The following is a 26,823-nucleotide window of genomic DNA, read 5'->3' on the forward strand; positions in this document are numbered from 1 at the left end:
TATTATGCAAACCGCATCTTTGCTTTGCCGGTTGTCTGCTCCGGCCTTTCTTACAGTTCGTTGGAAAAAACGTTAATATCCTATCCACGTCTCATAAAAAAGTGCGATATTTGCGGCATGATTCAGATAGGAACAATATTCGATATAATAGTTAAAGGCTTTATTATTGGCGTTGTTGTGTCCGCACCTCTCGGTCCGGTGGGGGTCCTGTGTATTCAGAGAACCTTGAATAAAGGGCGTTGGTATGGATTTGTGACAGGATTGGGAGCCTCATTGAGCGACATTGCTTATGCCTTATTGACCGGTTACGGCATGAGTTTTGTGTTCGACTACATCAATAAGAATATTTTCTACCTGCAATTATTGGGCAGTATCATGCTGCTTCTTTTCGGAATATATACCTTTCGCAGCAATCCGGTGCAGTCCATTCGTCCGGCATCGGCCAATAAGGGTTCTTATTTCCATAATTTCATTACCGCATTTTTCGTTACGCTCTCCAATCCCCTGATTATCTTCTTGTTCATCGGTCTTTTTGCCCGTTTTGCTTTTGTGCAGCCGGGGGTACTGGTGTTTGAAGAGATTACCGGGTATTTCGCCATTGTCCTGGGCGCATTGGTCTGGTGGTTCGGAATCACTTATTTTGTGAACAAGGTACGCACGAAGTTTAATTTGCGCGGAATCTGGATACTGAATCGCGTTATCGGCAGTATTGTGATGCTGGTATCCCTTGCCGGACTTATCTACACATTGTTGGGAGAGTCGCTTTATTAGAAGATGATATTATGAATCGGATAGCACAACAACTGAAAGAGAAAAACATTGCCGAATATCTGATATATATGTGGCAGGAAGAAGACCTTATCCGTGCCAACCATTGTGAACTGGAAGAAATGGAAGAGCATGTGATTGCCCGTTATCCGGAAGAACAGCGTCCTGCCATGAGGGAATGGTACGGCAACCTGATTACAATGATGAGCGAAGAAGGGGTGCGTGAAAAAGGTCATCTGCAGATAAATAAAAATGTGATTATCAATTTGACGGAATTGCACAATGCGCTGTCTTCTTCCCCGAAATTCCCTTTTTACAGTGCTGCCTATTTCAAGGCTTTGCCGTTTATCGTAGAATTGCGGATGAAGAACGGGAAGAAGGAAGAGCCGGAGCTTGAAACATGTTTTGAAGCTTTGTATGGCGTATTTCTGCTTCGCCTGCAAGGAAAACCTGTCAGTGAAGGAACGACGAAGGCTGTGGAAACTATCAGCAGTTTCCTTTCCATGCTGGCAAACTATTACGACAAAGACCGTAAAGGTGAATTAAAACTTGATGAATAAATGAGAATTTTAGTAACGGGCGCCAATGGGCAGCTTGGCAATGAGATGCAGTTGCTTGCCGAAGAGAATCCGCAACATGCGTATTATTTCACGGATATACGTGAACTCGATATCTGTGATGAAGCAGCCGTGCGGACGTACATTGCCGAAAAACAGATTGAATTGATAGTGAACTGTGCGGCTTATACGGCGGTGGATAAAGCGGAGGATGACCGGGAAATGGCGTATCGGCTGAACAGTACGGCTCCCGGTATTCTGGCACGGGCGGCACAAACCAATAATGCAGCTATCATTCAGATTTCTACGGACTATGTTTTTGACGGGACTGCCCATTCTCCTTATACGGAAGAATGTGAACCTTGCCCCGGTTCCGTTTACGGAACCACCAAGCTGGAAGGAGAACGGGAAGTGTTGGAATGCTGTGAAAAGGCGGTCATTATCCGTACTGCATGGCTTTATTCCGCTTTCGGCAATAATTTCGTAAAGACAATGATACGTCTGGGGAAGGAACGCGACACTCTGGGAGTGGTCTTCGATCAGATAGGGACGCCGACTTATGCCAAAGACCTTGCACGGGCTATCTGTTCCATAATAAATAAAGGACTTATTCGCGGCGTCTATCATTTCAGTAATGAAGGAGTCTGTTCGTGGTATGATTTCGCTGTAGCCGTTCATCGGCTGGCGGGAATTAAATCGTGCAAGGTGAAACCTTTACATACGGCGGAATATCCGGTAAAAGCAAACCGTCCGGCCTATTCCGTATTTGATAAGACAAAGATAAAAACAACGTTCGGTATCGAGATTCCTCATTGGGAAGAGAGTCTTGAACGATGCATTGACACCTTATAATATATATGGCAGATAATACAGAAATTTTAAGACGGCGGACGTTCGCCATTATTGCACATCCGGATGCCGGAAAAACATCACTGACGGAAAAGCTGTTGCTGTTCGGCGGTCAGATTCAAGTGGCAGGTGCGGTAAAGAGTAACAAGATTAAGAAAACGGCTACTTCCGACTGGATGGAAATCGAGAAACAGCGCGGTATTTCGGTGACGACTTCCGTGATGGAGTTCGATTACCGCGATTACAAGATTAATATCCTTGACACTCCGGGACACCAGGATTTTGCCGAAGATACATATCGTACGCTGACTGCGGTAGACAGTGTTATTATCGTAGTAGACGGTGCGAAAGGCGTGGAAACGCAGACACGGAAGCTGATGGAGGTATGCCGTATGAGAAAGACCCCGGTCATCATTTTCGTCAACAAGATGGACCGGGAAGGAAAAGACCCGTTCGACTTGCTGGATGAGCTGGAAGAAGAACTGATGATTCAGGTGCGTCCGCTCTCCTGGCCGATTGAACAGGGAGCGCGTTTTAAAGGAGTATATAATATCTACGAGCAGAAACTGGATTTGTATCAACCGTCCAAACAGATGGTGACGGAGAAGGTGGAGGTCGATATCCATACGGAGGAGCTGGATAATCAAATCGGGAAGCCGCTGGCAGACAAATTGCGCGGTGACCTGGAGTTGATTGAGGGAGTTTATCCGGCATTTGACTCGGAGGCTTATCTGGCGGGAGATTGCGCACCGGTGTTTTTCGGATCTGCATTGAACAACTTCGGTGTGCAAGAATTATTGAATTGCTTTGTTGAAATCGCTCCGAGTCCTCGTCCCGTGCAGGCGGAAGAACGTGAAGTGAAACCGGAAGAGCCGAAGTTTACCGGGTTTATCTTTAAGATTACGGCTAATATTGACCCGAACCATCGCTCATGTGTCGCTTTCTGTAAGATTTGTTCAGGCAAGTTCGTGCGTAACGCTCCGTATTTGCATGTCCGTCACGGTAAAACGATGCGTTTCTCGTCGCCTACACAGTTCATGGCGCAACGGAAGACAACCATTGACGAGGCTTATGCCGGAGATATTATCGGGTTGCCGGATAATGGCACGTTTAAAATCGGCGATACGTTGACGGAAGGAGAAATGCTTCATTTCCGCGGATTGCCCAGTTTCTCGCCGGAGATGTTCAAGTATATCGAGAATGCAGACCCGATGAAGCAGAAACAGTTAGCCAAAGGCATAGACCAACTGATGGATGAAGGAGTGGCCCAGCTTTTTGTCAACCAGTTCAACGGACGTAAGATTATCGGTACGGTAGGACAGTTGCAGTTCGAGGTTATTCAATATCGTCTGTTGAATGAATACAATGCATCCTGTCGTTGGGAGCCGGTAAGCCTGTATAAGGCTTGCTGGGTGGAAAGTGACGAACCGGCGGAGTTGGAAGCTTTCAAGAAACGTAAATACCAGTATATGGCTAAGGACAGAGAAGGGCGGGATGTGTTTCTTGCCGATTCCGGCTATGTACTTCAAATGGCACAGATGGATTTCAAACATATTAAGTTCCATTTTACAAGTGAATTTTAGATGCCCGTTTCACCGGGCTTGACCGGAGGGAAAAACGGATAAAACGAAACAAACATATCTCATATAGATGAGAGAGGAGGGAAATGAATAAGCTATCCTGGAATAAGATTCAGCAAGGAGATGAAGGGGCGTTCCGGCGGCTTTATGACCAATATGCGGATTTACTGTACGGATATGGCATGAAGATTGCCGGAAATGATGATTTGGTTACTGATGCGATACAGTCGTTGTTTATGTATATCTTTGAAAAAAGAGAAACTTGCGCCACACCTAAGTCAATTCCTGCATATTTATGTGTTTCATTGAGGCACATCATTATAAGTGAGTTGAAGAAAGAGAATGGCGGAACATTCAGTTCGTTGGATGAAGTGGATACGGACGAATATAAATTTGACCTTGAGATTGATATAGAAACGGCTATCATCCGCTCCGAATTGGAAAGGGAGCAATTGGAAACTCTGCAGAAGGAGATTAATAACCTGACTAGGCAGCAACGGGAAGTAATTTATCTGAAATATTACAGAAAAATGAGTCCGGAGGAAATAGCGCAGGTGATGGGATTGACTTCACGCACGGTTTATAACACCACCCACATGGCTATATCCAAACTGAGAGAACGGTTGGATAAATCTTTCCTGATTGCGGTGGGGGCTAATTTATGGATTTTTAGTTGAGGTATGGAAGATAAAACGGGACTTTTGGAAAAGTACATTGAGGAAGGTAAACTGCCTCTGACCGGTGAGAAATTTATCCGTAAAGCGAAAATTGCCGGAAAACTGGAATTGCAGCGGGAAGAGATTCATCGGATTGCTTTAAGCCGCCGGCGGAAGCGGGATGGTTATAAGTCCGTTTTCCTGTATCGGGGAGTGGCTGCCGCATTTGTTATTCTTCTGGGAGTAAGCGCTTATTATTTGTCTGCAAAAAAGGTGACTGCTGAGGCGACGGCGGTGGACTATGAATTGCCGGACGGCAGTAAGGTAAAACTCATGGCAAATTCGACTTTGGCATACAATCGTATCGGATGGTTTTGGGAACGGAAACTGCAACTGTTCGGAAGGGCACTTTTTAATGTGACTTCCGGAGAGACATTTACCGTCTGGACAGAGGCGGGAAATGTGACAGTGTTGGGCACGAAGTTTCTGGTGGCACAACAAGGAAAGAAAATGCTTGTGAATTGTGAAGAAGGAAGTGTGCAGGTTGCAACGCCTGTCGGGCAACAGACATTGACTGCCGGACAAAGCGTCCGGTGTGATGAAAGTAAAATTGTTCCGGTAAAAAGGAAAGTGCCGACACCGGAATCTGAATTTCCGGAGATTCTGGAATACGAAGATGATCCGTTGGTGAATGTCGTTGCGGATATGGAGCAGATATTTAAAGTGAAGGTCATCGGACGTGAAAAATGTGAGGGAATGATTTACAGCGGGGCCATTCTGACAAAGGATTTGAACGCTACGTTGGAAAAGGTCTTCGGATCCTGCGGAATCGGTTACCAGCTTCGGGGCAAAGAAGTTATTCTTCAATAAAAAGCTGGGCGGAATCGGTAATTTGTTCAGTGTTTATCATTTTTTCGTTTATTCTTTGAATTCCCGGGAAAGGGTTTGCCGGGGTATTTGTAGCAGAGTTTGAAATTGATTATCTATCGTTTGCAACACCGTATGAAGCCGGTTCCGTTAAAACTATCACCACGTTTTAGAACTATCCGTTTATTTTTCTTGATTTTTTTTGGTAAAAAAGGAAAGAAACGTTCTCCTCCTAATGTAAGCGCTTCTTAAATGAAGCGCGGAAAAGATATTTAATGTCATCAGGAAAAGGTGGCGAACGAAAAAGTCAAAACAAACAATAGATTCAGGACAGTATAATGAATGACTGTCAAAAGAGTGGATTGGAAAAGGGTTCCCTCGCCGAAGTTGAAAATGAGTCAGCTTGATTTTCCGATTGAAAAGCCGGGATGAGTTTCAGGAGGTTTATACCCGGCACACTAATTTTATTCAGGAGGCCGATGATGGCCGGAGAGTTATATTTTATGTTGATCGGTTTGCTTCCGGAGACTTTGCTAGGTTAAGAAAAAAATGAAGCCGGAAGTGAAATTTAGTCGGATTGTTATCTGTTATCAATCTGCTATCAGTAAATACATTATTTTTTATAATTGTTTTTTTATCTGCAGTGTGTGGGAGAAGAAGGAGGGAACTTCTCCCACGCCAATTTATTTTTTAAGAAAGCGATTTCGGGAGATTATAAATCTTATCGCTAACTTGCGGTTTTATACTTTATTATCCCTTTCTTAATTAATTTTAAAATAAAAAATTGGTATTTTCGAACGCTTTTAGACACACACGCTTAAATTACTAATAATTTGTTATATGGAAAATATCGAGACAGCGCTCTTGCTGATGGTGGTCGGAATGGCTACCGTGTTTGTTATTCTGCTGATTGTGATTTATTTAGGTAAATTACTGATTGCTTCAGTCAATAAGTATGCTCCGGAAGAAGTACTTCCTGCCAAGAAAGAGGCACAGAAAGGTCCTGCGCCTGTTCCGGCTAATATTCTGGCTGCCATTACGGCTGCTGTGAATGTGGTGACACAAGGTAAGGGGAAAGTCACTAAAGTAGAAAAATTATAATTAATCAATATCATTTTATCGTTGAAAAACATGAAAAGAGAAGTAAAGTTTAGTTTGGTGTTCCGAGATATGTGGCAGTCTGCCGGAAAATACGTACCTCGTGTAGACCAACTCGTGAAGGTAGCTCCCGCTATTATTGAAATGGGTTGTTTTGCCCGTGTGGAAACCAATGGCGGAGGTTTTGAACAGGTAAATTTATTGTTTGGCGAAAACCCGAATAGAGCCGTACGCGAATGGACGAAACCATTCCATGAAGCAGGCATTCAAACCCACATGCTCGACCGTGCGTTGAACGGACTCCGTATGAGTCCCGTCCCGGCAGACGTCCGCAAACTGTTCTATAAAGTGAAAAAAGCACAAGGCACAGATATCACCCGTACTTTCTGCGGATTGAACGATGTGCGTAACATTGCTCCTTCCATTACGTATGCGAAGGAAGCAGGCATGATTTCGCAATGTTCGCTCTGTATCACCCATTCACCCATCCATACCGTAGAGTATTACACTAACATGGCGTTGGAACTTATCAAGCTGGGAGCGGATGAAATCTGTATCAAGGATATGGCGGGAATCGGCCGTCCCGTTTCGTTGGGTAAGATTGTCGCTAATATCAAGGCGGCGCATCCTGAGATACCTGTCCAATATCATAGTCATGCAGGTCCGGGATTCAATATGGCAAGCATCCTCGAAGTTTGTGAAGCCGGTTGCGATTACATCGACGTGGGGATGGAGCCGCTATCATGGGGCACGGGACATGCTGATTTGCTAAGTGTACAAGCCATGCTGAAAGATGCCGGTTACCAAGTCCCTGAAATTAATATGGAAGCCTATATGAAGGTACGCGGGTTGATTCAGGAATTTATGGACGATTTTCTCGGATTGTACATCAGTCCGAAAAACCGCCTGATGAATTCCCTGCTTATTGCCCCCGGACTTCCCGGCGGTATGATGGGCAGTTTGATGGCAGACCTTGAAACAAATCTGGAATCAATCAACAAATATAAGGCGAAACGTAATTTGCCGTTCATGACGCAAGACCAGCTTTTGATTAAGCTGTTTGACGAGGTTGCCTATGTATGGCCGCGTGTCGGTTATCCCCCGTTGGTGACTCCGTTCAGCCAGTATGTGAAAAATCTGGCTATGATGAATGTAATGGCAATGGAGAAAGGCAAGGAACGTTGGGGAATGATTGCCGATGATATCTGGGATATGATTTTAGGTAAAGCAGGACGCTTGCCGGGCAAACTCGCTCCTGAAATCGTAGAGAAGGCGGAACGTGAGGGACGTAAGTTCTTCGAAGGAAATCCGCAGGATAATTATCCGGATTCTCTTGACAAGTACCGCAAATTGATGAAAGAGAACAAATGGGAGACGGGAGAAGACGATGAAGAACTCTTTGAATATGCGATGCATCCGGCTCAGTACGAGGCTTACAAGAGCGGTAAAGCCAAAGAAGAATTTTTGGAAGATGTAGCCAAACGCCGTGCCGAGAAAGATAAATCGCCGTCGGAAGATGCCAAGCCGAAGACTCTGACCGTACAAGTGGACGGACAGGCTTATCGCGTGACCGTAGCTTACGGTGATGCCGAGCTTCCTGCCGCACCTGCCGCCGCTGTACCGGCGGGAGAAGGGAAAGAAGTCCTTTCTCCGCTTGAAGGCAAATTCTTCCTGGTAAAAAATGCACAGGAATCTGCTTTGAAGGTCGGCGATGCGGTGAAAGAGGGAGATGTGCTCTGTTATGTAGAAGCAATGAAGACTTATAATGCCATCCGTGCGGAATTTGGCGGTACGATTACTGCTATCTGCGTTAATCCGGGGGACAGTGTTTCTGAAGATGATGTATTAATGAAGATAGGATAATGAACGAGATATTTGAAAACTTATATGACATGACTGCGTTCAGCAATATTGTTGCCGAACCGCAGTTCCTGATAATGTATGCCATCGCGTTCGTCTTGCTTTATTTGGGTATCAAGAAACAGTACGAACCCTTGTTGCTGGTTCCTATCGCCTTCGGCGTATTGCTTGCCAACTTCCCCGGAGGAGATATGGGAGTGGTCCAGGCGGATGAGAATGGCATGGTGATGGTGAACGGGGTAATGAAGAACATCTGGGAAATGCCCCTGCATGATATTGCACATGAGCTGGGGTTGATGAACTTCATTTATTATATGTTGATTAAGACAGGCTTCCTGCCGCCGATTATCTTTATGGGAGTCGGTGCATTGACTGATTTCGGTCCGATGTTGCGTAACCTGCGTCTTTCTATTTTCGGGGCTGCCGCACAGCTTGGCATCTTTACCGTATTGCTGGTAGCTATTCTGATGGGATTCACTCCTAAAGAGGCGGCTTCTCTCGGCATTATCGGCGGTGCGGACGGTCCGACAGCCATCTTCACGACTATCAAGCTGGCTCCTCATCTGTTGGGACCGATTGCTATTGCAGCCTATTCGTATATGGCATTGGTTCCGGTGATTATTCCGCTGGTAGTGAAGTTGCTCTGTACTAAAAAAGAGTTGAGCATCAACATGAAGGAACAAGAGAAAAAATATCCTTCAAAGACGGAGATTAAGAATCTGCGTGTGCTGAAGATTGTCTTCCCGATTGTGGTGACTACAGTTGTAGCCTTGTTTGTGCCGAGTGCGGTTCCTTTGATTGGTATGCTGATGTTCGGTAACCTGGTGAAAGAAATCGGGACGAATACATTCCGTCTGTTCGATGCCGCCTCCAATAGCATTATGAATGCCGCTACTATTTTTCTCGGATTGTCGGTGGGTGCAACCATGACAACGGAAGCCTTCCTGAATTGGACTACAATCGGCATCGTTATCGGCGGTTTCCTGGCATTTGCCTTGTCCATTGCGGGCGGTATCCTGTTCGTGAAGTTGGTGAATCTGTTCTCCAAGAAAAAAATCAACCCGCTTATCGGTGCGACCGGATTAAGTGCCGTTCCGATGGCGAGCCGTGTTGCCAATGAGATTGCTTTGAAGTACGATTCAAAAAATCATGTGTTGCAATATTGTATGGCAAGTAACATCTCCGGAGTCATTGGTTCTGCCGTAGCTGCCGGGGTATTGATTTCTTTCCTTGCATAATTAAAGGACGACATACAATTTAGATTGGGGAATCCGGAGGTAAGTACTGGCTTATCTCCGGATTCTTGTTGGTTTGCCGGAGAAAATAGTCAATTCGAAGATTGCGAATATAATTTCCGTTGTCGTATATCCGTCAAGAGTGTATTCCAGGTTTTCATCTTCGGAAAAATATTTGAGATAGACGGTCGGAACCCCTCTATGGAAATCGAGAAAAAGGTAAGAGGTGTAATTGTAGATTCCCAGGTCTGCAAATTCATTCAGAATAGCCGTATTGAAAACTGTGCACCAACCGGTTTGGCTTTCGCATCCGGACATCTCGAACCTGCGGTGTTCTTTCATGAAAACGTCTTTATTAATATGTCTTAACTGCTGTTGCAATTCGTCCCCGAAAGACAGGCGTTGCCTGATAAGTTTATAAACTTCCTCCTTTGTCATTGTTTTGGGTTGATTATTTCTATTTTGTTTTATTAATTCCGTAAAGGTAGTTTCTTTTTTGATAATAAACGGAGCTGACCGGATTTCTTTTTGTTTGTCGGGAGAGATAAACACATGTTTTTTGTTTCAATAGGGAGATGTTTTGTTCTGACGGGATAACCTCTTGTCCAAGCAATGGAAATTACCGGGCAGTTTGATTGGTCGTTAATTTGCCATTGGGGGAGATGGCAGGTTTGAAATGCGGGAGTTCTAAAAGAACTGTCAAACGGGAAATGTCTCTTTTTTACAAGGTTATTCCGATTTGAAGGATTAACTTTGTGTCCGATGGAACATTTCAGTATTATACGTCCCTCTGCAGTACTTACACCCTACGTCAAGCACTACTGGCTATTGGAAAGCGATGATGTTGTCAATTCACAGCGGATCTTTCCGAGCGGCAATGTGGATTTATTATTCCACAGGGCTAATCCTATGAAATGCAACCGTCAGCTTATTGCGACGACTTCGTTTTCAGGACAGTCTCTTTCTTTTGCGGATTTGATTCCGACAGGGACGGTTAGTATGATTGCTGTGGTATTTCACCCGTTCGGAGTAAAAGCTTTCTTTGAGTTGCCCCTCTCCGAATTATCCGGTTTGATTGTTTCGGCGGATGACTTGAACATCGGTTCATTAAAAGAGTTGGAAGACAAGATACTTCATACGACTGATAACCATACTTGCATCCATCTGATTGAAGCCTTTTTAATGAATCGTTTGCAACCTTTGAAAGAATATAATTACCGGAGGATGGTTACGGCTGTCAATGCAATCAACCAGTGCGGTAAAGAACTTTCCGTATCCCGTCTCGCGGAGGAGATTTGTCTGAGTAAAAAACAGTTTCAACGGATTTTTGGCGAATACGTGGGAGCGACCCCGAAAGAATTTATGCGGATTGTCCGGTTTCACAGGGCGCTCTATACGTTGCAGCAAAACCCGGCGATGAATTTTACCGCATTGGCTTATGAATGCGGTTATTATGACCAGGCACACATGATAAACGAGTTCAAGCTTTTTTCCGGTTACACTCCGGGCCAGTATGTGGCAATCTGTACCCCTTATTCCGATTATTTCTCTATTTAGTCCCTTTTTTCCAAGTTTACGGATTTTCGTCGCTTTACCTTTGTGAGGTCAATAAGACAGAAACTAAAAATTAACAAATGATGAAAAATTTGATTGAATTGGTAGAAATTCCTTCGGTGGATTTTGAGCGTGCAGTAAGGTTTTATGAAACAGTATTAGGCATCGAGCTGAGGGTCTGTGATGCTTGTGAGACGGAAAAGATGGCTTTCTTTTCAGATTTCTCAATCAAGCCTAATGTCGCAATCTCGTGGGCGACGGATTTTCATCCTTCCAGAGATGGCGTATTGGTCAGTCTGCCGGTCGAAAGCATCGAAACTGCGTTATCCCTGATTGAGGCTAACGGCGGTAAGACAGTCCGTCCAAAAACTAAAATAGAAGCGGACGGGATGGGGTATTTTGCCATGTTTGCCGATAGTGAAGGAAATACGCTTGGACTTTATGCTGAGAAATAGGCCTGGCGGAAACCGGCAGGTGACATCTCTCCGCTTCGGTTCGGGGCAGGCAGTATATGTATTTTCCAGTACCTTTTTCTGATTTTCCTGCCGGAAAAAGAACTTATGGCTTTCCGGGAAGGAGAGGGGAGGAAAAGAATGAAAAAAGGAGATTTCGAACTCGAAACCTCCTTTTTCTCAATCTTACGGAAAAGATTGATTTATTTCTTCTTACGGTCACCATAACGGCTCATGAACTTATCAACACGTCCGGCTGTGTCTACCAATGTAGATTTACCTGTATAGAACGGGTGAGACGTGTTTGAGATTTCAATTTTCAGCAACGGATAAGTTTCACCTTCAAATTCAATGGTTTCTTTCGTTGCTACAGTTGACTTGGACAAAAACATGTCACCGTTTGACATATCTTTGAATACTACCGGACGGTATGATTCTGGATGAATACCTTTTTTCATTTCAGTATCTGTTTTTTTAATTTATATTCTGTTCCTATTTTTGGTAAGAAATAGTGTAATGGTCTTTTTCAGAGCGCAAAGATAATGCTTTTCTTTGAAATAGAAAAAAGTTTTATGGAAAAACTTCGGTAGAGGTATCCTGTTTTATAAGTAGAAGGCAGGTAATCTTGTTCATATTCATTTGCTAGGTAGACATTACAATCTGATATCAGACTCACTTTCCTATAAGAAATCAGTCACGGATTTAAACCTTTTTCTGCTATATTTTCCTTTCCGATGTTCGTTATTCGGGTGAGAATGCTTACTTTTGCGTAGAATTTTTATTCACTAACAATAAACTTTAAACAAAATGGTAAATTACAAAGATTTAGGATTGGTAAACACAAGAGAAATGTTTGCTAAGGCTATCAAAGGTGGATATGCTATCCCAGCATTCAACTTCAACAATATGGAACAAATGCAGGCTATCATCAAGGCTGCTGTTGAAACTAAATCTCCTGTGATTCTTCAGGTTTCCAAAGGTGCGCGTCAGTATGCTAACGCAACTTTGTTGCGTTACATGGCCCAGGGTGCTGTGGAATATGCTAAAGAATTAGGTTGTGCACATCCCGAAATCGTTCTTCACCTTGACCACGGAGATACTTTTGAAACTTGCAAGTCTTGCATCGACTCCGGTTTTTCTTCAGTCATGATTGACGGTTCTCATCTTCCTTACGAAGAAAACGTAGCGTTGACGAAGAAAGTGGTTGACTATGCTCACCAGTTCGATGTAACTGTAGAAGGTGAATTGGGCGTGTTGGCAGGTGTGGAAGATGAAGTTTCTTCAGACCATCACACATATACCGACCCCGAAGAAGTAATTGATTTTGCTACTCGTACGGGTTGCGACTCTTTGGCAATCTCTATCGGTACTTCTCACGGTGCTTATAAATTCACTCCGGAACAATGCCACATCGACCCGAAGACAGGCCGTATGGTTCCTCCTCCGTTGGCATTCAACGTATTGGACGCTGTAATGGAAAAACTTCCGGGATTCCCTATCGTTCTTCACGGTTCATCTTCTGTTCCTCAGGAAGAAGTGGAAACTATCAACAAATACGGCGGTGCTCTGAAAGCTGCTATCGGTATTCCGGAAGAAGAATTGCGTAAGGCCGCTAAGTCTGCTGTTTGCAAGATTAATATCGACTCAGACTCTCGTCTGGCTATGACTGCTGCCGTACGTAAAGTATTCGCTGAAAAACCGGCTGAATTCGACCCGCGTAAGTATCTGGGACCGGCTCGTGACAATATGGAAAAACTGTATAAGCACAAAATCATCAATGTGCTCGGTTCCGATAATAAACTGGCACAGTAATCTTCGGATTATTCCAGAATAAATTTGAAAGGCTGCTATCGGTTTTAACGGTGGCAGCCTTTTTTAGGGACATTTACTGAATATCCCTAATTCGCAATACTTTAAGTATGAATTAGTTGGCTAATTTTATACTATTTACCGAATGTCCCTTTTTATTGGGTCATCTTGAGTCCTGGAACGGTATTGCATCTGAGAATGAGAAAGAATAACATAAGGCAATAAAAAAAACGCTTCCTTCTTTGATAAGGAAGCGTTTTTATATGAAAGACAGTTGTTTTTACATCAAGAATCCAAGCAGGATACCGGCAGCGACAGCCGAACCGATTACTCCGGCAACATTCGGACCCATGGCATGCATCAGCAAATAGTTGGTCGGGTCATATTCCAGACCGATAATTTGGGAGATACGGGCGGAGTCAGGAACTGCGGATACACCGGCATTACCGATTAGCGGATTAATCTTATTACCTTTCTTCAGGAAAAGATTGAAGATTTTGACGAAGAGTACGCCGGATGCGGTAGCAATGATGAATGACAAAGCACCGAGAGCGAAAATCTTGATTGAGTCAAACGTCAGGAATTCGGATGCTTGAGTGGAAGCGCCCACCGTAAGTCCCAACAGGATGGTAATCGTATCAATCAACGGACCGCTGGCCGTGTTAGCCAAACGACGGGTCACACCGCTTTCTTTCAGCAAGTTGCCGAAGAACAGCATACCCAGCAAAGGCAGACCGGAAGGAACCAGGAAGCAAGTCAACAGCAAACCGATAATCGGGAAAATCACCTTTTCCGTATGTGAAACGGCACGCGGCGGCTTCATGCGGATAACACGCTCGTGCTTGGTGGTGAGCAAACGCATGATTGGCGGTTGTATCACCGGCACTAGCGCCATATAGGAATAGGCGGACACCGCAATAGCTCCCATCAGGTTCGGGGCCAGTTTGGACGAAAGGAAGATAGCCGTCGGGCCGTCCGCACCGCCGATAATGCCGATAGCACCGGCCTGCATCGGGTCGAATCCCATTTCCAATGCAATCATATAAGCCCCGAAAATACCGAATTGTGCGGCTGCGCCAATCAGCATCAGTTTGGGGTTAGAGATAAGTGCGGAAAAGTCGGTCATGGCGCCGATACCTAAAAATATGAGTGGCGGATACCAGCCGGAAGTCACTCCCTGGTACAATATGTTCAATACCGAACCTTCTTCGTAAATGCCGACTTTCAGTCCGGCATCCATGTTAAAAGGTATATTACCGATTAGGATACCGAATCCGATGGGAATCAGCAACATCGGTTCAAACTCTTTGGCTACGGCCAAGTAGATGAACGCCAGGCCGACAAGAATCATGATGATGTGTCCCGCTGTAGCGTTGGCAAATCCTGTGTAGGTCCAGAAGTCGGCAAGGTTGTTTCCTAAAAAGTTAATAAAATCTCCCATATTATTCGATAATTACGAGGTCAGTACCTTCAAGAACAGAATCTCCCTTGTTGACATTGACGGCAGTCACTTTACCGTCTTTGTCCGCATTGATATTGTTTTCCATTTTCATGGCTTCCAATATAATGATAGTTTGTCCCTTTTTTACGGTATCGCCGACATTTACCTTGATATCGAGGATAACGCCCGGCAGCGGAGATTTAACACCGGATTTGCCGCCGGAAGGAGCGGTCGGTTTCACTACCGGCGTGGTAGGAGCGGCCGGAGAGTTAGGCAAAGGACGCACCACGGGCCTTGCCGGTGCAGCCTTCGGTTGTTTTTCCATTTCCACTTTATAGTGTGTACCGTTCACTTCTACGTGAGCGATGTTGTCTTCGATGTCTCCAATGGTTACTTTATATGAGTTACCGTTGATTTTATATTTATATTCTTTCATCGTTTTATCTTTTTATTGGGTGATTTACTTTCTGGGGGGAGTCTCGCGCAAAGTGTAAATCTTTGAGCTCCACGGTGAATAGCTGCGTTTCACACGAGTGATAGTCAATACGGTTTCTTCTACATCGTGTACTTCATCCTGCATTTCATGCAATGCCATGGAGATGGCGGCATATACTTCGCCCGGAGCCTGCGATAACTGTTTCGCTTCGTGCTTGTCGATACCTTTGGATTTCATGGTATTGCGTTTGCTCAGGTTCACGGCTATTTTGCCGATGATTTTGAAAGCGATGAAAAGAAGAATCAATCCGCAGAATACTACGCTCATAGCCGAAATGGACATACCGATGCCGACCGCATCATGTTCTTCGAATTTTTCCATCTTGGCGTTGCTGTTAAGCGTCTTGTTATTCGTGCTCGGAGTGACATACTTGTCGCTGCTTCCGCCTTTCACTTCCCATTCCAGCGCTCCGTCACTGATACGTGCGTAAGAATGGTCGGGTTTGAGAACACCTGCCGGTACTACCACTTCGTCCAGCAGCTTCTTGCCGGAATCGAACAGGCCGACCCAATTGGCTGTTTCGGCGTTCAGTTTGAAGTTCGTGTGGAAAGTTCCGCGGTTCGGCTCTCCGTCTGCCCAGAATAAGGCATGTTGACGGGGTTTTATTACTGTCAGGATATCGCCTTTCGGGATAAAATAAGTAATCGTGTCTCCCGGTTGGCTGCTCACCTTTAACAGGCAAGCTGCCAAATCGGCGCTGCCGTATGACTTGTTGAATATTTCAATCCATGCGCTGTGTACCCCGTAATCGTCCTGATAGTTGCTTTGGTTGTCTATCAGGATTTCATTTAGCACCAGCTTGCTGTTCGACTCTTGTTCTCCGCAAGAAGTCAGCCCGGCGAGCGATAGCAAAGAAAGGAATATTCCGGTTTTGAATTTGTTCATAATCGTTCTTGTTTTAATGTGAAAAGTTAGATTACAACGGAATATTACCATGTTTCTTAGCCGGATTGCTCAGCTTCTTGGTCTGCAATTGCTGCAAAGCGCGGATAATACGGAAACGTGTGTTGCGCGGTTCGATAACGTCGTCAATGTAACCGTATTTGGCCGCATTGTAAGGATTGGCGAACAGTTTGGTATATTCGGCTTCCTTTTCCGCAAGGAATTGCGCCGGATTTTCATGCTCTTTCGCTTCACGGGCGTACAACACTTCTACGGCTCCCGCACCGCCCATTACGGCAATTTCTGCAGTAGGCCATGCATAATTCATGTCTCCGCGGAGTTGTTTACAGCTCATGACGATGTGCGAGCCGCCGTAAGATTTGCGCAATGTGATTGTTACCTTGGGCACGGTGGCTTCACCGTAAGCATATAACAGCTTGGCGCCGTGGAGGATTACTCCGTTGTATTCCTGTCCTGTTCCCGGAAGGAATCCCGGCACGTCCACCAATGATACGATAGGAATATTGAAAGCATCGCAGAAACGTACGAAACGTGCGCCCTTGCGGGATGCGTTGCTGTCGAGCACTCCTGCCAGATATTTCGGCTGGTTGGCGACGATACCCACGGATTGTCCGTTGAAACGTGCGAAACCGATGATAATGTTCTTGGCGTAGTCTTTCTGGATTTCGAGGAACTCACCGTTGTCCACAATCGCACCGATGACTTCATACATGTCGTACGGTTTGTTGGGGCTGTCGGGGATGATATCGTTCAAAGAGTCCTCCAACCGGTCGATAGGGTCGGTACAGTCGATGTAAGGAGCCTCTTCAAGATTATTCTGCGGGATATAACTTAATAGTTTGCGGATTAGCGCCAATCCCTCTTCTTCTGTCTGGGCAGTGAAGTGGGTAACGCCCGATTTGGTGGAATGTACGCTTGCGCCTCCGAGGTTTTCCTGGCTTACGTCCTCACCCGTTACGGTTTTCACCACTTTCGGACCGGTAAGGAACATATAGGAAGTGCCTTCCATCATCAGAGTAAAGTCAGTCAAAGCCGGAGAATAAACGGCGCCGCCGGCACAAGGGCCGAAGATACCGGAAATTTGCGGAATAACGCCGGATGCGAGGATGTTACGTTGGAATATTTCCGCGTAACCGGCCAAAGCATTGATACCTTCCTGAATACGTGCACCTCCTGAGTCGTTGATTCCGATACAGGGAGCACCCATTTTCATGGCCTGGTCCATGATTTTGCAAATCTTCTGCGACATGGTTTCCGACAGAGAACCGGCGGAAACGGTGAAATCTTGAGCGAATACATATACCAGGCGTCCTTCGATAGTACCGCAACCGGTTACCACGCCGTCACCCGGATAATGTTTTTTCTCCATACCGAAGTTCGTGCATCTATGCTCGACGAACATGTCCATTTCTTCGAAGCTGCCTTCATCCAGCAGCATAGCCAGACGCTCACGTGCTGTGTATTTCCCTTTCTCGTGTTGCTTCGCAATTGCTTTTTCGCCGCCTCCGATACGCGCTACGGCACGACGTTCAATAAGCTCTTTAATTTTTTCAAGTTGATTACTCATGAGTTCTTGTTGGTTTTAGAGTTTATAGATTAATGTTCGCAGAGTTCTGTCAACACTCCCAAAGTGGATTTCGGGTGAAGGAAAGCGATGTTCAAACCTTCGGCGCCTTTACGGGGAGCTTTGTCAATCAGGCGGATTTCCTTGCTTTCCGCTTCTGCCAAGGCGTTGGCTACGCCGTCTTCTACGGCAAATGCCACGTGGTGGACACCCATGCCCCTGTTCTCGATAAACTTGGCGATAGTACTTTCGGGACATGTCGGCTCCAACAGTTCGATTTTCGTCTCGCCTACTTTCAGGAAAGCGGTTCTAACCTTCTGGTCCTCTACCGTTTCAATGTTATAACACTTCAAACCTAATACGTTTTCGTAGTAAGGAAGGGCCTCTTCGATGCTCTTTACGGCAATGCCCAGATGTTCAATGTGTGAAATCTTCATGACTATATTTTTTTTATTTGGTTTTAAATTATGTGCTTATATGGTATAAAACAGCACAAAGAAAGACAATTCTTGCTTAATAAAGAAATTTTTCAGCATTTAATTGTTGAGATATAAACGATAAAAAACGATAGGACAGGGCGGCAAGGAATAGTTTTGTAATCCGGAGATTGCATTTAAACATAAAATTTCACCATCAGTTTGTTCAGCCATGACCAACTGATACGAAACCAGCGGCGGGTACTGCTCTGTTTCCCTCCGAAACGGAGCACGAAGTCGCGATAACCGTGTTTGCGGAAAGGAAGTCCCACATCCATGAACTCGATGTGGCGGAATCCCCGTTCGTGAGCGTCTTCCAGAGCCTTCCAGACAGCCAGTACGCCCGGATATTGCAGCGCATACGTCTTTCGCATCCCCCCCGAAAACCAAAGGAAGGCGTTTTCGCCGGAATAGATACACACAGAACCGCCGATAATCTTTTCCTTGTAACGGACGATGAATATTTTTGCCTGTTTTCCTTTTATGAGCATGTTGTTCATGTGGCGGAAAAAATCGTTGGCAGGGAAATACCTGCGGATGCGGGAAGAATAAACCTTGTGCAACATCCGTGAAAAATCGCGTATCTCTTCCGCAGTATGGGCCTCTTCCACTTTCGCTCCGTTTTTGAGCCCCTTTTTTATCTGGCGGATACGTGACGGACTGAACCGGTCTTCCGCCTTCGGGGAACTGTGTAACGAATTGCGCACCCGCAGCCAGTTGACAGGGAAATAGCCGTTGCTCCTGAAAGAGCGGTAACCGAACATCGAGTTGTTCAGGTTGCGGAATTCGATAAGGATACAGGTGCGGGTCGCCTCCTGCGTAAGATGTTCCAGCATCTCGCCGAAAATAACCTCTTCCCTTTCTCTGACAGCGGGAAGCGGTTTTTCTCTGCCGTCGGCAAGAGGAGTGTCCAGAAACTCTCCCTCTCCATATACTACGCATTGTCTTGCCAGACAGGCGGGAAGCCATTTTTTTGCCTTGCGGATGGCTGCCAGAAGTCGTGCCACGGGTTTTCCGTTTTCAGTCGCCACTATCAGCAGAGGCGAATAACCGGGAGTCGCTTCATATATCTGAAACAACTCTTTGGAATGGAATGTATTGTTTCCCGGCAAATCGGGAATATCCTTTCCATGATAATATGTAGTTAGTTTAAGTGACATGTGGTACAAATTTACACTTTTTATTTTTTATCCAACAAGAAAATCGGGATTTTGTTGAACATGTTTTACATCAAAGAAAAGTTTTCCCCGCAGCTTGTGAAAATGCAATGTGATAAAATGTGAAGGCGGGGAAAAACGGAAAGGATTACTTGTGTATATTTTTATACTTTTACTTACCTTTGCGTCAGTAATATATTAAATGTCATGATTGAAGAAATTTTAGCTTACAACAAGCAATTCGTTGAAAAGAAAGGATACGAAGCATATATTACCAATAAGTATCCCGATAAAAAGATTGCCATTCTTTCCTGTATGGATACGCGGCTGACGGCTTTGTTGCCCGCCGCATTAGGGATAAAAAACGGCGATGTGAAAATGATAAAGAATGCGGGAGGAGTGATTTCCCATCCGTTCGGCAGTGTGATTCGCAGTTTGCTTGTCGCTATTTTTGAGCTGGGAGTAGAAGAAGTGATGGTGATTGCGCATTCTGATTGCGGAGCCTGCCACATGCATAGCGATGAGATGCTTGAGAAAATGAAGGCGAGAGGCATTAATCCCGATTATATTGACATGATGCGTTTTTGCGGGGTCGATTTCCGTGCGTGGCTGGACGGCTTCGAGGATACGGAGAAATCGGTACGGGGAACGGTCGATTTTATCATACACCATCCTTTGATTCCTTCAGATGTGAAAGTCTACGGATTCATCATCGATTCGACGACAGGGGAGCTGACGAGGATTGTGTAAGGCCGGCATCGGGCGGACCGTGGCCGGACGGCGAATTGAAATAAGTGCGGCGACCGTTTTCCCTATGGGTGCAGATGTGATGAAAGAAGAAAAGAAAGCAAAAAAATAAGGCAGCTTTTTATCGGCTGCCTTTATCTTTTTACGGTCATATGCTCTCTTTGATTTATGCACCCTTTTATGGCAAATCGGATGTCCGTACATCTCGATTTCCGCCTCACGGCTTGCTTTGCGATTGGCCTTGATGTAATCGTCCTGCGTAAATTGTTTTTTCATAATGATATTGTTTTTAACCGTGCAAAGATAGGGTTTTATTTCTTATTACGGCTGTTTTGCACTATCTTTGCATACATTAATCTAAATGAAACCGGAAATAATATGGAAAATTTCAGTGAATTGATAAAGAAACGCCGCAGCATGCGTAAATTCACGGATGAAGAATTGACCCAGGATGAGGTCGTATCCTTGATGAAAGCGGCTTTGATGTCACCTTCTTCCAAACGCAGCAACAGTTGGCAATTCATAGTAGTTGACGATAAAGAACTATTGAAAGAACTCTCTCACTGCAAGGAGCAAGCCTCCTCTTTTATTGCGGATGCCGCTTTGGCTATTGTGGTGACGGCCGATCCGTTGGCGAGTGACGTCTGGATTGAAGATGCGGCTATTGCCTCCATTATGATACAGTTGCAGGCGGAAGACCTTGGGCTGGGCAGTTGTTGGGTGCAGGTGCGCGAACGTTTCACGGCTACCGGAATGCCCTCCGACGAATTTGTACACGGCATTCTGGATATTCCTTTGCAGCTTCAGGTACTCTCCGTCATTGCCATCGGCCATAAAGGGATGGAGCGCAAGCCGTTCAATGAAGAACATCTCCAATGGGAAAAAATCCATATCAATAAGTTCGGAGGAAAATAAGAATGGGAGCTGCCAAAGCAAATAATAGTAAAGATACCTATCTTGCTACCGCCGTTACTTTTATAGTAATCGGTTCGCTTTTTTTAGTTGACAAACTGGTTCATTTTTCCTCCGTCGGTTTGCCTTGGGTGATGAATAAAGACAATATGCTGCTGTATGCCTCTGCCTGTTTTCTTATATTCAAGCGTGACAAATCGATTGGTTTTGTACTGTTAGGGCTTTGGCTGGTAATGAATATCGGTTTGGTAATTTCCCTGCTCGGTTCGCTTTCCGGTTATTTATTGCCGTTGACATTACTTATTGTCGGAATCATTTTATTTTGGATAGCAAAACGTTGAAAAAACAATGAAGAGAAGTATAGAAGATACTCCGATTGTGTTTATCGGCGCCGGAAACCTGGCGACCAATCTGGCGAAAGCATTCTATTGCCGGGGATTCCGTATCGTACAGATATATAGCCGGACGGAAGAATCCGCCCGCGCATTGGCTGAAAAGGTAGAGGCCGGTTATACGACGGATTTGCAGGAAGTCTCGAAAGACGCCAAGCTGTATATCGTATCCCTGAAAGACGCGGCTTTTGTAGAACTGTTGCCGCAGATAGCGGAGGGTAAGCAAAATTCCTTGCTGGTGCATACGGCGGGAAGTATCCCGATGGACATTTGGAAAGGCCACGCAGAACGTTACGGAGTATTTTATCCGATGCAGACATTCAGCAAACAGCGTGAAGTCAACTTCCGGGAAGTGCCGTTCTTTATCGAAGCGGAAAACCCGGAAGACACCGCACTCTTAAAAGCCATCGCCTCCATCCTTTCGGAGAAAGTCTATGAAATAAATTCCGAACAACGCAAAAGCCTTCATTTGGCGGCAGTCTTTATCTGTAACTTTACAAACCACATGTACGCCCTGGCTGCCGATTTACTTGAAAAGTACGGGCTGCCTTTCGAAGTGATGCTTCCGCTGATTGACGAAACCGCGCGGAAAGTACACGAGCTGGCCCCGCGTGACGCGCAGACAGGACCGGCGGTGCGTTATGACGAAAATGTGATGAGTAACCATCTTGCGATGCTGGCAGACTCCCCGGCATTGCAGGAAATTTATAAATTAATGAGTAAGAGTATCCATGAGCACCATCAATTATGATTTATCCCGCATCAAAGCCCTGGTATTTGATGTAGACGGAGTGTTGAGTTCGACAACCGTGCCTTTGCATCCCTCCGGCGAACCGATGCGTACGGTCAATATCAAAGACGGGTATGCCATCCAACTGGCAGTGAAGAAAGGCATCCATATCGCCATCATCACCGGCGGGAGAACGGAAGCGGTGCGTATCCGTTTTGCAGGACTGGGAATGACAGACATATATATGGGGTCTGCCGTGAAGATACATGACTATCGGGATTTTCGCGATAAATACGGATTGGCGGATGAAGAAATACTGTATATGGGCGATGACGTGCCCGATATAGAAGTGATGCGCGAGTGCGGATTGCCTTGTTGCCCGAAAGATGCCGTGCCGGAAGTGAAAGCTGTGGCGAAATACATCTCCTATGCGGACGGAGGCCGTGGTTGCGGGCGTGATGTGATAGAACAAGTCTTGAAAGCCCACGGGTTATGGATGGCGGAAGACGCCTTCGGATGGTAACAAGGTAACTCGCGTTTATTATGGCATTTGATTTTTAATAACATGTAATTCCTAACAGCAGCCCTTAATCGGGATTCGCATAATTAATTGAAGCCGTGCTTGACAATTTAAAGAAGTACCAGATTATATTAGCCTCCAATTCGCCCCGCCGGAAAGAACTGATGTCTGGTTTGGGAATAGAATACGTAGTCAGGACATTGCCCGATGTCGATGAGTCATACCCGGATACGTTGGCGGGCGCCGCCATTCCCGAATACATTTCGCGTGAGAAAGCCGACGCTTATCGTTCCGCCATGAAACCCGGCGAATTGCTGATTACGGCAGACACCATTGTCTGGTTAGACGGAAAAGTGCTCGGTAAGCCGGAAGGCAGGGAAGGAGCCATTGAAATGCTCCGTGCCCTTTCGGGAAAATCCCATCAGGTCTTCACGGGTGTCTGTCTGACCACCACCGAGTGGCAAAAGAGTTTTACCGCCTCCTCCGACGTTCTGTTCGACGTCCTGTCAGAAGATGAAATCCTGTATTATGTAGACCGTTACCGGCCGATGGACAAGGCGGGAGCCTACGGTGTGCAGGAGTGGATTGGATATATCGGGGTGAAATCTATTTCCGGTAGTTTTTATAACATCATGGGACTCCCCATACAGAAACTATACGGGGAGTTGAAAAAATTATAATAAATCCAGCATCAAAGGAATGTCCTCTTCTCGAATGCCTTGTTTGAGAAGAGACTCCTCATCTTTGCGGAACATCTCCAGAAACCGTTCACGGTTGCCGCTTACGGTAATCGCTTTCCCGTAAAGAACGGCGGCTTTTTGAGTATCCCCCATAACCCAGGCGACATGTCCCGCATTCATATAGTCGATGGCTAACGGTTTCAGCTCAATGATTTTTTCGTAATATCTCATCGCCTGCTCGTATTTCAGGCTGACGAATGAACACCAGCCGATGCCGCGCCATGCCTTGATACAATTGTTCTCGATGAAATCTAATTTGAAGAAATAGTTCAGCGCCTCTTCATACTGTCCGAGTTCCGCCAGGCAACTGCCGATATAGAACGCCACATTTGCCGCCTCCGGTTCTGCCTCCTCTACCTTCTTATAATAAGTAATCGCTGTCCGGTAGTCCTTATTCAACCGGTAGCAGGTAGCCAGATGGCGGTTGTTCCAGATATTGTCCGGTTTCAGCGTGTCGGCTTTTAAATAAATCCCGATAGCCTCCGCATATCTTTTCCTTTTCTGCAAAGCATATCCGAATTTCTGGTAAGATTCCGCCCCGTTGACCTCAAATCCCCCTATGGTTTCCATCTCCTCATAAATTTCAATCGCTTCGTCCCAGCGTTCTTTTTTCAGGTAAAAATCAGCGATGGGGAACAATACATCCTCCCAATACAACACATTGTCCAGCGCGGGAATATGGTGGAAGTCGAGCTTCTCTTTGAAAATATCCCTGAACTCATGCCGGCGCATGTTTAGTTTGAAAAAACGGTACAGGTCGTGTAAGTACTGGTTGCTGGCGGTTCCGGGACGTTCATTGAATTTCTTGATGTTCTCCGCATTCGACCTCTCCGTCAATTCCGCCACCTGCTGTTCGCTAAGCTGGCTCAGCATCATCTCCTGTTGCATCTTAGGCAGTTGGTGGATAGTGAAAAAGAGCGAATACTTGTCGCTGTTGCTGAAAAATCCCGACTGGAGAATTAAATCCAGCAGGCTGCTTCCCTCATTGCCCGTTTGCTTCATCGCCCTGAATACGTTAGACTGCTGCTTGCTGAACGGATAAAACCAGTTCTGCACTTCACGGAAGAACGGATAACTCTTCAGGGAAGAGAACGTGCTCATATACACATCCGCGCCTTCCAGTTGAAGTTCATTCATTTCGCGCAGCTTGTCTCCCAGTCCGGATTTGGAAAAAGCGTCCTCCCAGTCCGGGTTCTTGTCGTCATTCTCCTCGTCGTTCTCTTCGAAACCGAATTTCATGTTCTTCATGGAAGAGACATTTCTCAACATTTCGGGAATAATCTCCTCCCTCATTTTTTTGTCTATCTTCTCCGTTTCCTGGCATAAAAGCATCTGGCGGTAAATACGGGCGACATCTTCCCTGAAAGGCGGTATTTCCTCCATGAGGTCCATCCGTCTGATTAAGTCGGGATAGAAAGGAAGCCGCATTCTGTATAGGTGGAAAACAATCAGAGCCCCCACCAGTGCCCGCTGGCTGACGTTGACGTCCGGATGCCGGTAGGCATCCAGCAGCCACATGACTTTGCGCAAATCGAAACACTCCATCACGCTTAATGTGACGGCGCTGACAAACAGGCATAAATCATTGGGCGAAAGCAATTCCGAGGTGAGCATGGACTGGGCGTCCTCTTCCTCCTCCTGGCTCCAAGAACTGTTCGTCCATGTTCTTATGAACATGAATTTGAGTGTATCTTCGTGCCGTTTCAATACCTCATCCATTTTTTCATCGGAAAGCAATCCGCTGACTGCCAAGTCGTCATTGAACGCTTCCAGTATATGCAGCATTTTCTTTATGCCGTATGCCGACACGCCGGCAGGTCCGGGAGTACGCCGCACCTCATGGTAATATTTTGACGATACATTGTCCAGCATGAGCAAATGCGCTTGGTCGGCAATGCTCCATGTGTCTGCCACCAGTTTCCGGTACAGGTTCCACCGTTCGGGATCGTTCGCCCCCTGCCTCATATATTCCAGCATATACTTGTAAGAAGTCTGGAGCTCCTCCAGACGAGTGCGCAAATCCCAATCGGGACATTGCCAGAGCGATGACTCCAGTTGCATTAAAGCTTCCTTGAGCCTTTTCCCTTCCAGTAAGGTACGTATATATGCGTATTGTTCATTAATTGTTTTTTCGTTCATCATGATTCAATTATTTATTTTTTCCAATCCAGGTCAGACGTCTCCACAGACCTTCGAAAGGACCGTGCTTATGGTGTCGGAGCCACCACGAACAGAATGCCATTTGTAGCAGAACAAAAAGAATGCCAAAAAAGAAACTGTAAGTGATACCCAGATAACGTCCCAGTTCGAATCCCCAATGATAGAACAAAAGAGAACCGAAAACGGATTGTCCCAGATAGTTTGTCAGGCTCATTTTCCCGTAAGACGTGAAACGCATCAGGAAACTGCGGTCTTTCACGCGGTAGAAAGTGAGTAACAGTCCCGTTACCAGCAGCACCATGAAGCTAAGGTTGCTGAGCGAGCTTAAAATAAGTTGTAAAGGTACGAGGACGGCATCTCTTCCGATATATTCCGGCAGCATGTTGTTGAGTCCGTAGAGGGGAAAGAAGCAGAGCAGGGAAATCGCCAGAGCTTTCAGCCAGAGACGTTCATTCCGTTCGCTGTAAAGGAAATATTTCCGGCGGCCGACCAGCATGCCGAACAAAAACAATCCCGGAGTCTGCAGGATACGCCCGTGTTCCAACGCCCAGGTCATGTTGGCAAGCTGCCCTTCCCACAGATTCATGCGGATAGTTTCGAGGAATGTGCCGTTTTTCTGTACGTCGTATGCTATGCCGAAATAATAACGTGCGAGACTCTCACCCGCCGCATAATCCGGGTTGCATAAAGCATAAATTAACTTTGCCCAGTCAATCGGCTGGAGGATTAGCAAAGTGGCGGTAATGATGACGGTACGGTCGCTCATGCGGCAGAATAGCGGAAGGATGATTCCGAGAATGGCATACATCGTCAATATCTCTCCGGTGAAGAATGCCGCGTTAAACTGCCCGATGATGAACAAAAGAAATAACCGCCATAAAAAACGGAGCCGGAAATCTTTCCCTTTGCGTTGTTGGTTATGTTCCTGGATGTAAAAGCTGAAACCGAAGAGCAATGCGAATACTGCATACGCCTTGTTGCTGAATGCAAAGAATAATCCTCGCCAGATAGCCTGGTCGGTAAAACCCATCCATTCGAAAGGGACTTTCTCCGGGAAAGAATAAAAATTGAAATGCTCAACACTGTGTAAAAGGATAATTCCCATTACGGCAAATCCTCTTAATACGTCGGCCACGTCTATCCGGGCGTTGGTTTCGGCGATTTTGTGTTCCATGTTTTTAGTTTCTCTGTTTTATAAGGTTCATATCTGTTTATTTGTCTTTTTCCGGCTTCTTCAAATATCCGGCGCCTGTCCATGTTGCCCAAGGATAATCCGGATATGGCAAACAGGGTGGCAATA

General features: G+C 45.7%; 29 protein-coding genes. 18 read left to right on the plus strand and 11 right to left on the minus strand.

What is annotated here, in order from left to right:
* Positions 1–117: 117 nt before the first annotated feature.
* From Q5076_RS05450 to Q5076_RS05490, 9 genes are all read left to right on the plus strand, one after another.
* Entirely contained in the window at positions 118–771 is a 654-nt protein-coding gene (locus tag Q5076_RS05450; RefSeq protein WP_303011448.1) for a LysE family translocator, read from the plus strand.
* Between the two features lie 11 nt (positions 772–782).
* Positions 783–1,328, plus strand: a complete 546-nt coding sequence (locus Q5076_RS05455) for a DUF4924 family protein (RefSeq protein ID WP_303011449.1) — start codon at positions 783–785, stop codon at positions 1,326–1,328.
* The gene (gene rfbD / locus Q5076_RS05460) at positions 1,329–2,177 is read left to right on the plus strand and encodes a dTDP-4-dehydrorhamnose reductase (RefSeq protein ID WP_303011451.1); all 849 of its coding nucleotides are present in this window, start codon (positions 1,329–1,331) and stop codon (positions 2,175–2,177) included.
* A 5-nt stretch (positions 2,178–2,182) separates the two neighbouring features.
* The gene (locus Q5076_RS05465) at positions 2,183–3,757 is read left to right on the plus strand and encodes a peptide chain release factor 3 (protein WP_303011453.1); all 1,575 of its coding nucleotides are present in this window, start codon (positions 2,183–2,185) and stop codon (positions 3,755–3,757) included.
* An 83-nt stretch (positions 3,758–3,840) separates the two neighbouring features.
* Entirely contained in the window at positions 3,841–4,431 is a 591-nt protein-coding gene (locus Q5076_RS05470; RefSeq protein WP_303011454.1) for an RNA polymerase sigma factor, read from the plus strand.
* Positions 4,432–4,434: 3 nt separating this feature from the next.
* Positions 4,435–5,280 carry a FecR family protein gene (locus Q5076_RS05475; protein ID WP_303011455.1) on the plus strand — a complete coding sequence of 282 codons (846 nt, stop codon included), beginning with the start codon at positions 4,435–4,437 and terminating at the stop codon, positions 5,278–5,280.
* 837 nt (positions 5,281–6,117) lie between these two features.
* Positions 6,118–6,378, plus strand: a complete 261-nt coding sequence (locus Q5076_RS05480) for an OadG family protein (protein WP_303011459.1) — start codon at positions 6,118–6,120, stop codon at positions 6,376–6,378.
* Positions 6,379–6,408: 30 nt separating this feature from the next.
* Complete coding sequence (locus Q5076_RS05485; protein WP_303011460.1) at positions 6,409–8,238, plus strand: biotin/lipoyl-containing protein; 1,830 nt, start codon at positions 6,409–6,411, stop codon at positions 8,236–8,238.
* On the plus strand, positions 8,238–9,473 hold the full coding sequence (locus Q5076_RS05490; protein WP_303011461.1) for a sodium ion-translocating decarboxylase subunit beta: 1,236 nt from the start codon (positions 8,238–8,240) through the stop codon (positions 9,471–9,473). The genes Q5076_RS05485 and Q5076_RS05490 overlap by 1 nt, the downstream gene beginning before the upstream one ends.
* 51 nt (positions 9,474–9,524) lie before the next feature.
* On the opposite strand, the gene Q5076_RS05495 is transcribed toward Q5076_RS05490, so the two are convergent.
* On the minus strand, positions 9,525–9,908 hold the full coding sequence (locus Q5076_RS05495; RefSeq protein WP_303011463.1) for a hypothetical protein: 384 nt from the start codon (positions 9,906–9,908) through the stop codon (positions 9,525–9,527).
* A 324-nt stretch (positions 9,909–10,232) separates the two neighbouring features.
* On the opposite strand from Q5076_RS05495, the gene Q5076_RS05500 reads away from it, so the two are divergent.
* Together Q5076_RS05500 and Q5076_RS05505 are read left to right on the plus strand one after the other, a co-directional pair.
* On the plus strand, positions 10,233–11,027 hold the full coding sequence (locus Q5076_RS05500) for a helix-turn-helix domain-containing protein (protein WP_303011466.1): 795 nt from the start codon (positions 10,233–10,235) through the stop codon (positions 11,025–11,027).
* An 80-nt stretch (positions 11,028–11,107) separates the two neighbouring features.
* Positions 11,108–11,479: a VOC family protein gene (locus Q5076_RS05505; RefSeq protein WP_303011468.1), complete on the plus strand. Its 372-nt coding sequence runs from the start codon at positions 11,108–11,110 to the stop codon at positions 11,477–11,479.
* A 200-nt stretch (positions 11,480–11,679) separates the two neighbouring features.
* On the opposite strand, the gene Q5076_RS05510 is transcribed toward Q5076_RS05505, so the two are convergent.
* Positions 11,680–11,934 carry a type B 50S ribosomal protein L31 gene (locus Q5076_RS05510; protein WP_294537319.1) on the minus strand — a complete coding sequence of 85 codons (255 nt, stop codon included), beginning with the start codon at positions 11,932–11,934 and terminating at the stop codon, positions 11,680–11,682.
* A 349-nt stretch (positions 11,935–12,283) separates the two neighbouring features.
* On the opposite strand from Q5076_RS05510, the gene Q5076_RS05515 reads away from it, so the two are divergent.
* Positions 12,284–13,288 (plus strand): class II fructose-bisphosphate aldolase, encoded by a 1,005-nt coding sequence (locus Q5076_RS05515; RefSeq protein WP_303011472.1) that lies wholly within the window; start codon positions 12,284–12,286, stop codon positions 13,286–13,288.
* A 277-nt stretch (positions 13,289–13,565) separates the two neighbouring features.
* Here Q5076_RS05515 and Q5076_RS05520 read toward each other — a convergent pair whose 3' ends face one another.
* The 6 genes from Q5076_RS05520 to Q5076_RS05545 all read right to left on the minus strand — a co-directional run bounded on the left by Q5076_RS05520 (position 13,566) and on the right by Q5076_RS05545 (position 19,325).
* Positions 13,566–14,726, minus strand: a complete 1,161-nt coding sequence (locus tag Q5076_RS05520; protein WP_303011474.1) for a sodium ion-translocating decarboxylase subunit beta — start codon at positions 14,724–14,726, stop codon at positions 13,566–13,568.
* A gap of 1 nt (position 14,727) precedes the next feature.
* A complete protein-coding gene (locus tag Q5076_RS05525) occupies positions 14,728–15,162 on the minus strand; it encodes a biotin/lipoyl-containing protein (RefSeq protein WP_303011475.1) in 435 nt (144 codons plus the stop codon).
* Positions 15,163–15,186: 24 nt separating this feature from the next.
* Positions 15,187–16,107, minus strand: coding sequence for an OadG family transporter subunit (locus Q5076_RS05530; RefSeq protein ID WP_303011477.1), 921 nt, complete (start codon positions 16,105–16,107; stop codon positions 15,187–15,189).
* Between the two features lie 31 nt (positions 16,108–16,138).
* On the minus strand, positions 16,139–17,692 hold the full coding sequence (locus Q5076_RS05535; protein WP_303011479.1) for an acyl-CoA carboxylase subunit beta: 1,554 nt from the start codon (positions 17,690–17,692) through the stop codon (positions 16,139–16,141).
* Positions 17,693–17,721: 29 nt separating this feature from the next.
* Positions 17,722–18,126: a methylmalonyl-CoA epimerase gene (mce, locus tag Q5076_RS05540; protein WP_303011481.1), complete on the minus strand. Its 405-nt coding sequence runs from the start codon at positions 18,124–18,126 to the stop codon at positions 17,722–17,724.
* Between the two features lie 176 nt (positions 18,127–18,302).
* Entirely contained in the window at positions 18,303–19,325 is a 1,023-nt protein-coding gene (locus Q5076_RS05545) for a GNAT family N-acetyltransferase (protein WP_303011483.1), read from the minus strand.
* A 204-nt stretch (positions 19,326–19,529) separates the two neighbouring features.
* Here Q5076_RS05545 and Q5076_RS05550 point away from each other — a divergent pair, with 204 nt between their 5' ends.
* Positions 19,530–20,072 (plus strand): carbonic anhydrase, encoded by a 543-nt coding sequence (locus Q5076_RS05550; RefSeq protein WP_303011486.1) that lies wholly within the window; start codon positions 19,530–19,532, stop codon positions 20,070–20,072.
* Here the strand turns inward: Q5076_RS05550 and Q5076_RS05555 are convergent.
* Entirely contained in the window at positions 20,007–20,345 is a 339-nt protein-coding gene (locus tag Q5076_RS05555) for a hypothetical protein (protein WP_303011528.1), read from the minus strand. The genes Q5076_RS05550 and Q5076_RS05555 overlap by 66 nt on opposite strands.
* 102 nt (positions 20,346–20,447) lie before the next feature.
* On the opposite strand from Q5076_RS05555, the gene Q5076_RS05560 reads away from it, so the two are divergent.
* The 5 genes from Q5076_RS05560 to Q5076_RS05580 all read left to right on the plus strand — a co-directional run bounded on the left by Q5076_RS05560 (position 20,448) and on the right by Q5076_RS05580 (position 23,303).
* On the plus strand, positions 20,448–20,984 hold the full coding sequence (locus Q5076_RS05560) for a nitroreductase family protein (protein WP_303011488.1): 537 nt from the start codon (positions 20,448–20,450) through the stop codon (positions 20,982–20,984).
* A gap of 2 nt (positions 20,985–20,986) precedes the next feature.
* Positions 20,987–21,322 carry a hypothetical protein gene (locus Q5076_RS05565; RefSeq protein WP_303011490.1) on the plus strand — a complete coding sequence of 112 codons (336 nt, stop codon included), beginning with the start codon at positions 20,987–20,989 and terminating at the stop codon, positions 21,320–21,322.
* Positions 21,323–21,329: 7 nt separating this feature from the next.
* Positions 21,330–22,124 carry a Rossmann-like and DUF2520 domain-containing protein gene (locus tag Q5076_RS05570; protein ID WP_303011492.1) on the plus strand — a complete coding sequence of 265 codons (795 nt, stop codon included), beginning with the start codon at positions 21,330–21,332 and terminating at the stop codon, positions 22,122–22,124.
* Complete coding sequence (locus Q5076_RS05575) at positions 22,105–22,626, plus strand: HAD family hydrolase (protein ID WP_303011493.1); 522 nt, start codon at positions 22,105–22,107, stop codon at positions 22,624–22,626. The genes Q5076_RS05570 and Q5076_RS05575 overlap by 20 nt, the downstream gene beginning before the upstream one ends.
* A gap of 95 nt (positions 22,627–22,721) precedes the next feature.
* The gene (locus tag Q5076_RS05580; RefSeq protein ID WP_303011494.1) at positions 22,722–23,303 is read left to right on the plus strand and encodes a Maf-like protein; all 582 of its coding nucleotides are present in this window, start codon (positions 22,722–22,724) and stop codon (positions 23,301–23,303) included.
* On the opposite strand, the gene Q5076_RS05585 is transcribed toward Q5076_RS05580, so the two are convergent.
* Positions 23,298–25,505, minus strand: a complete 2,208-nt coding sequence (locus Q5076_RS05585; protein WP_303011496.1) for a tetratricopeptide repeat protein — start codon at positions 25,503–25,505, stop codon at positions 23,298–23,300. The two genes, Q5076_RS05580 and Q5076_RS05585, sit on opposite strands and share 6 nt — an antisense overlap.
* A gap of 7 nt (positions 25,506–25,512) precedes the next feature.
* Entirely contained in the window at positions 25,513–26,697 is a 1,185-nt protein-coding gene (locus Q5076_RS05590; protein WP_303011498.1) for a DUF418 domain-containing protein, read from the minus strand.
* Positions 26,698–26,823 lie beyond the last annotated feature (126 nt).

It is taken from the genome of uncultured Bacteroides sp., from assembly GCF_958445495.1.
In the GTDB taxonomy this organism is placed as follows: Bacteria; Bacteroidota; Bacteroidia; order Bacteroidales; family Bacteroidaceae; genus Bacteroides.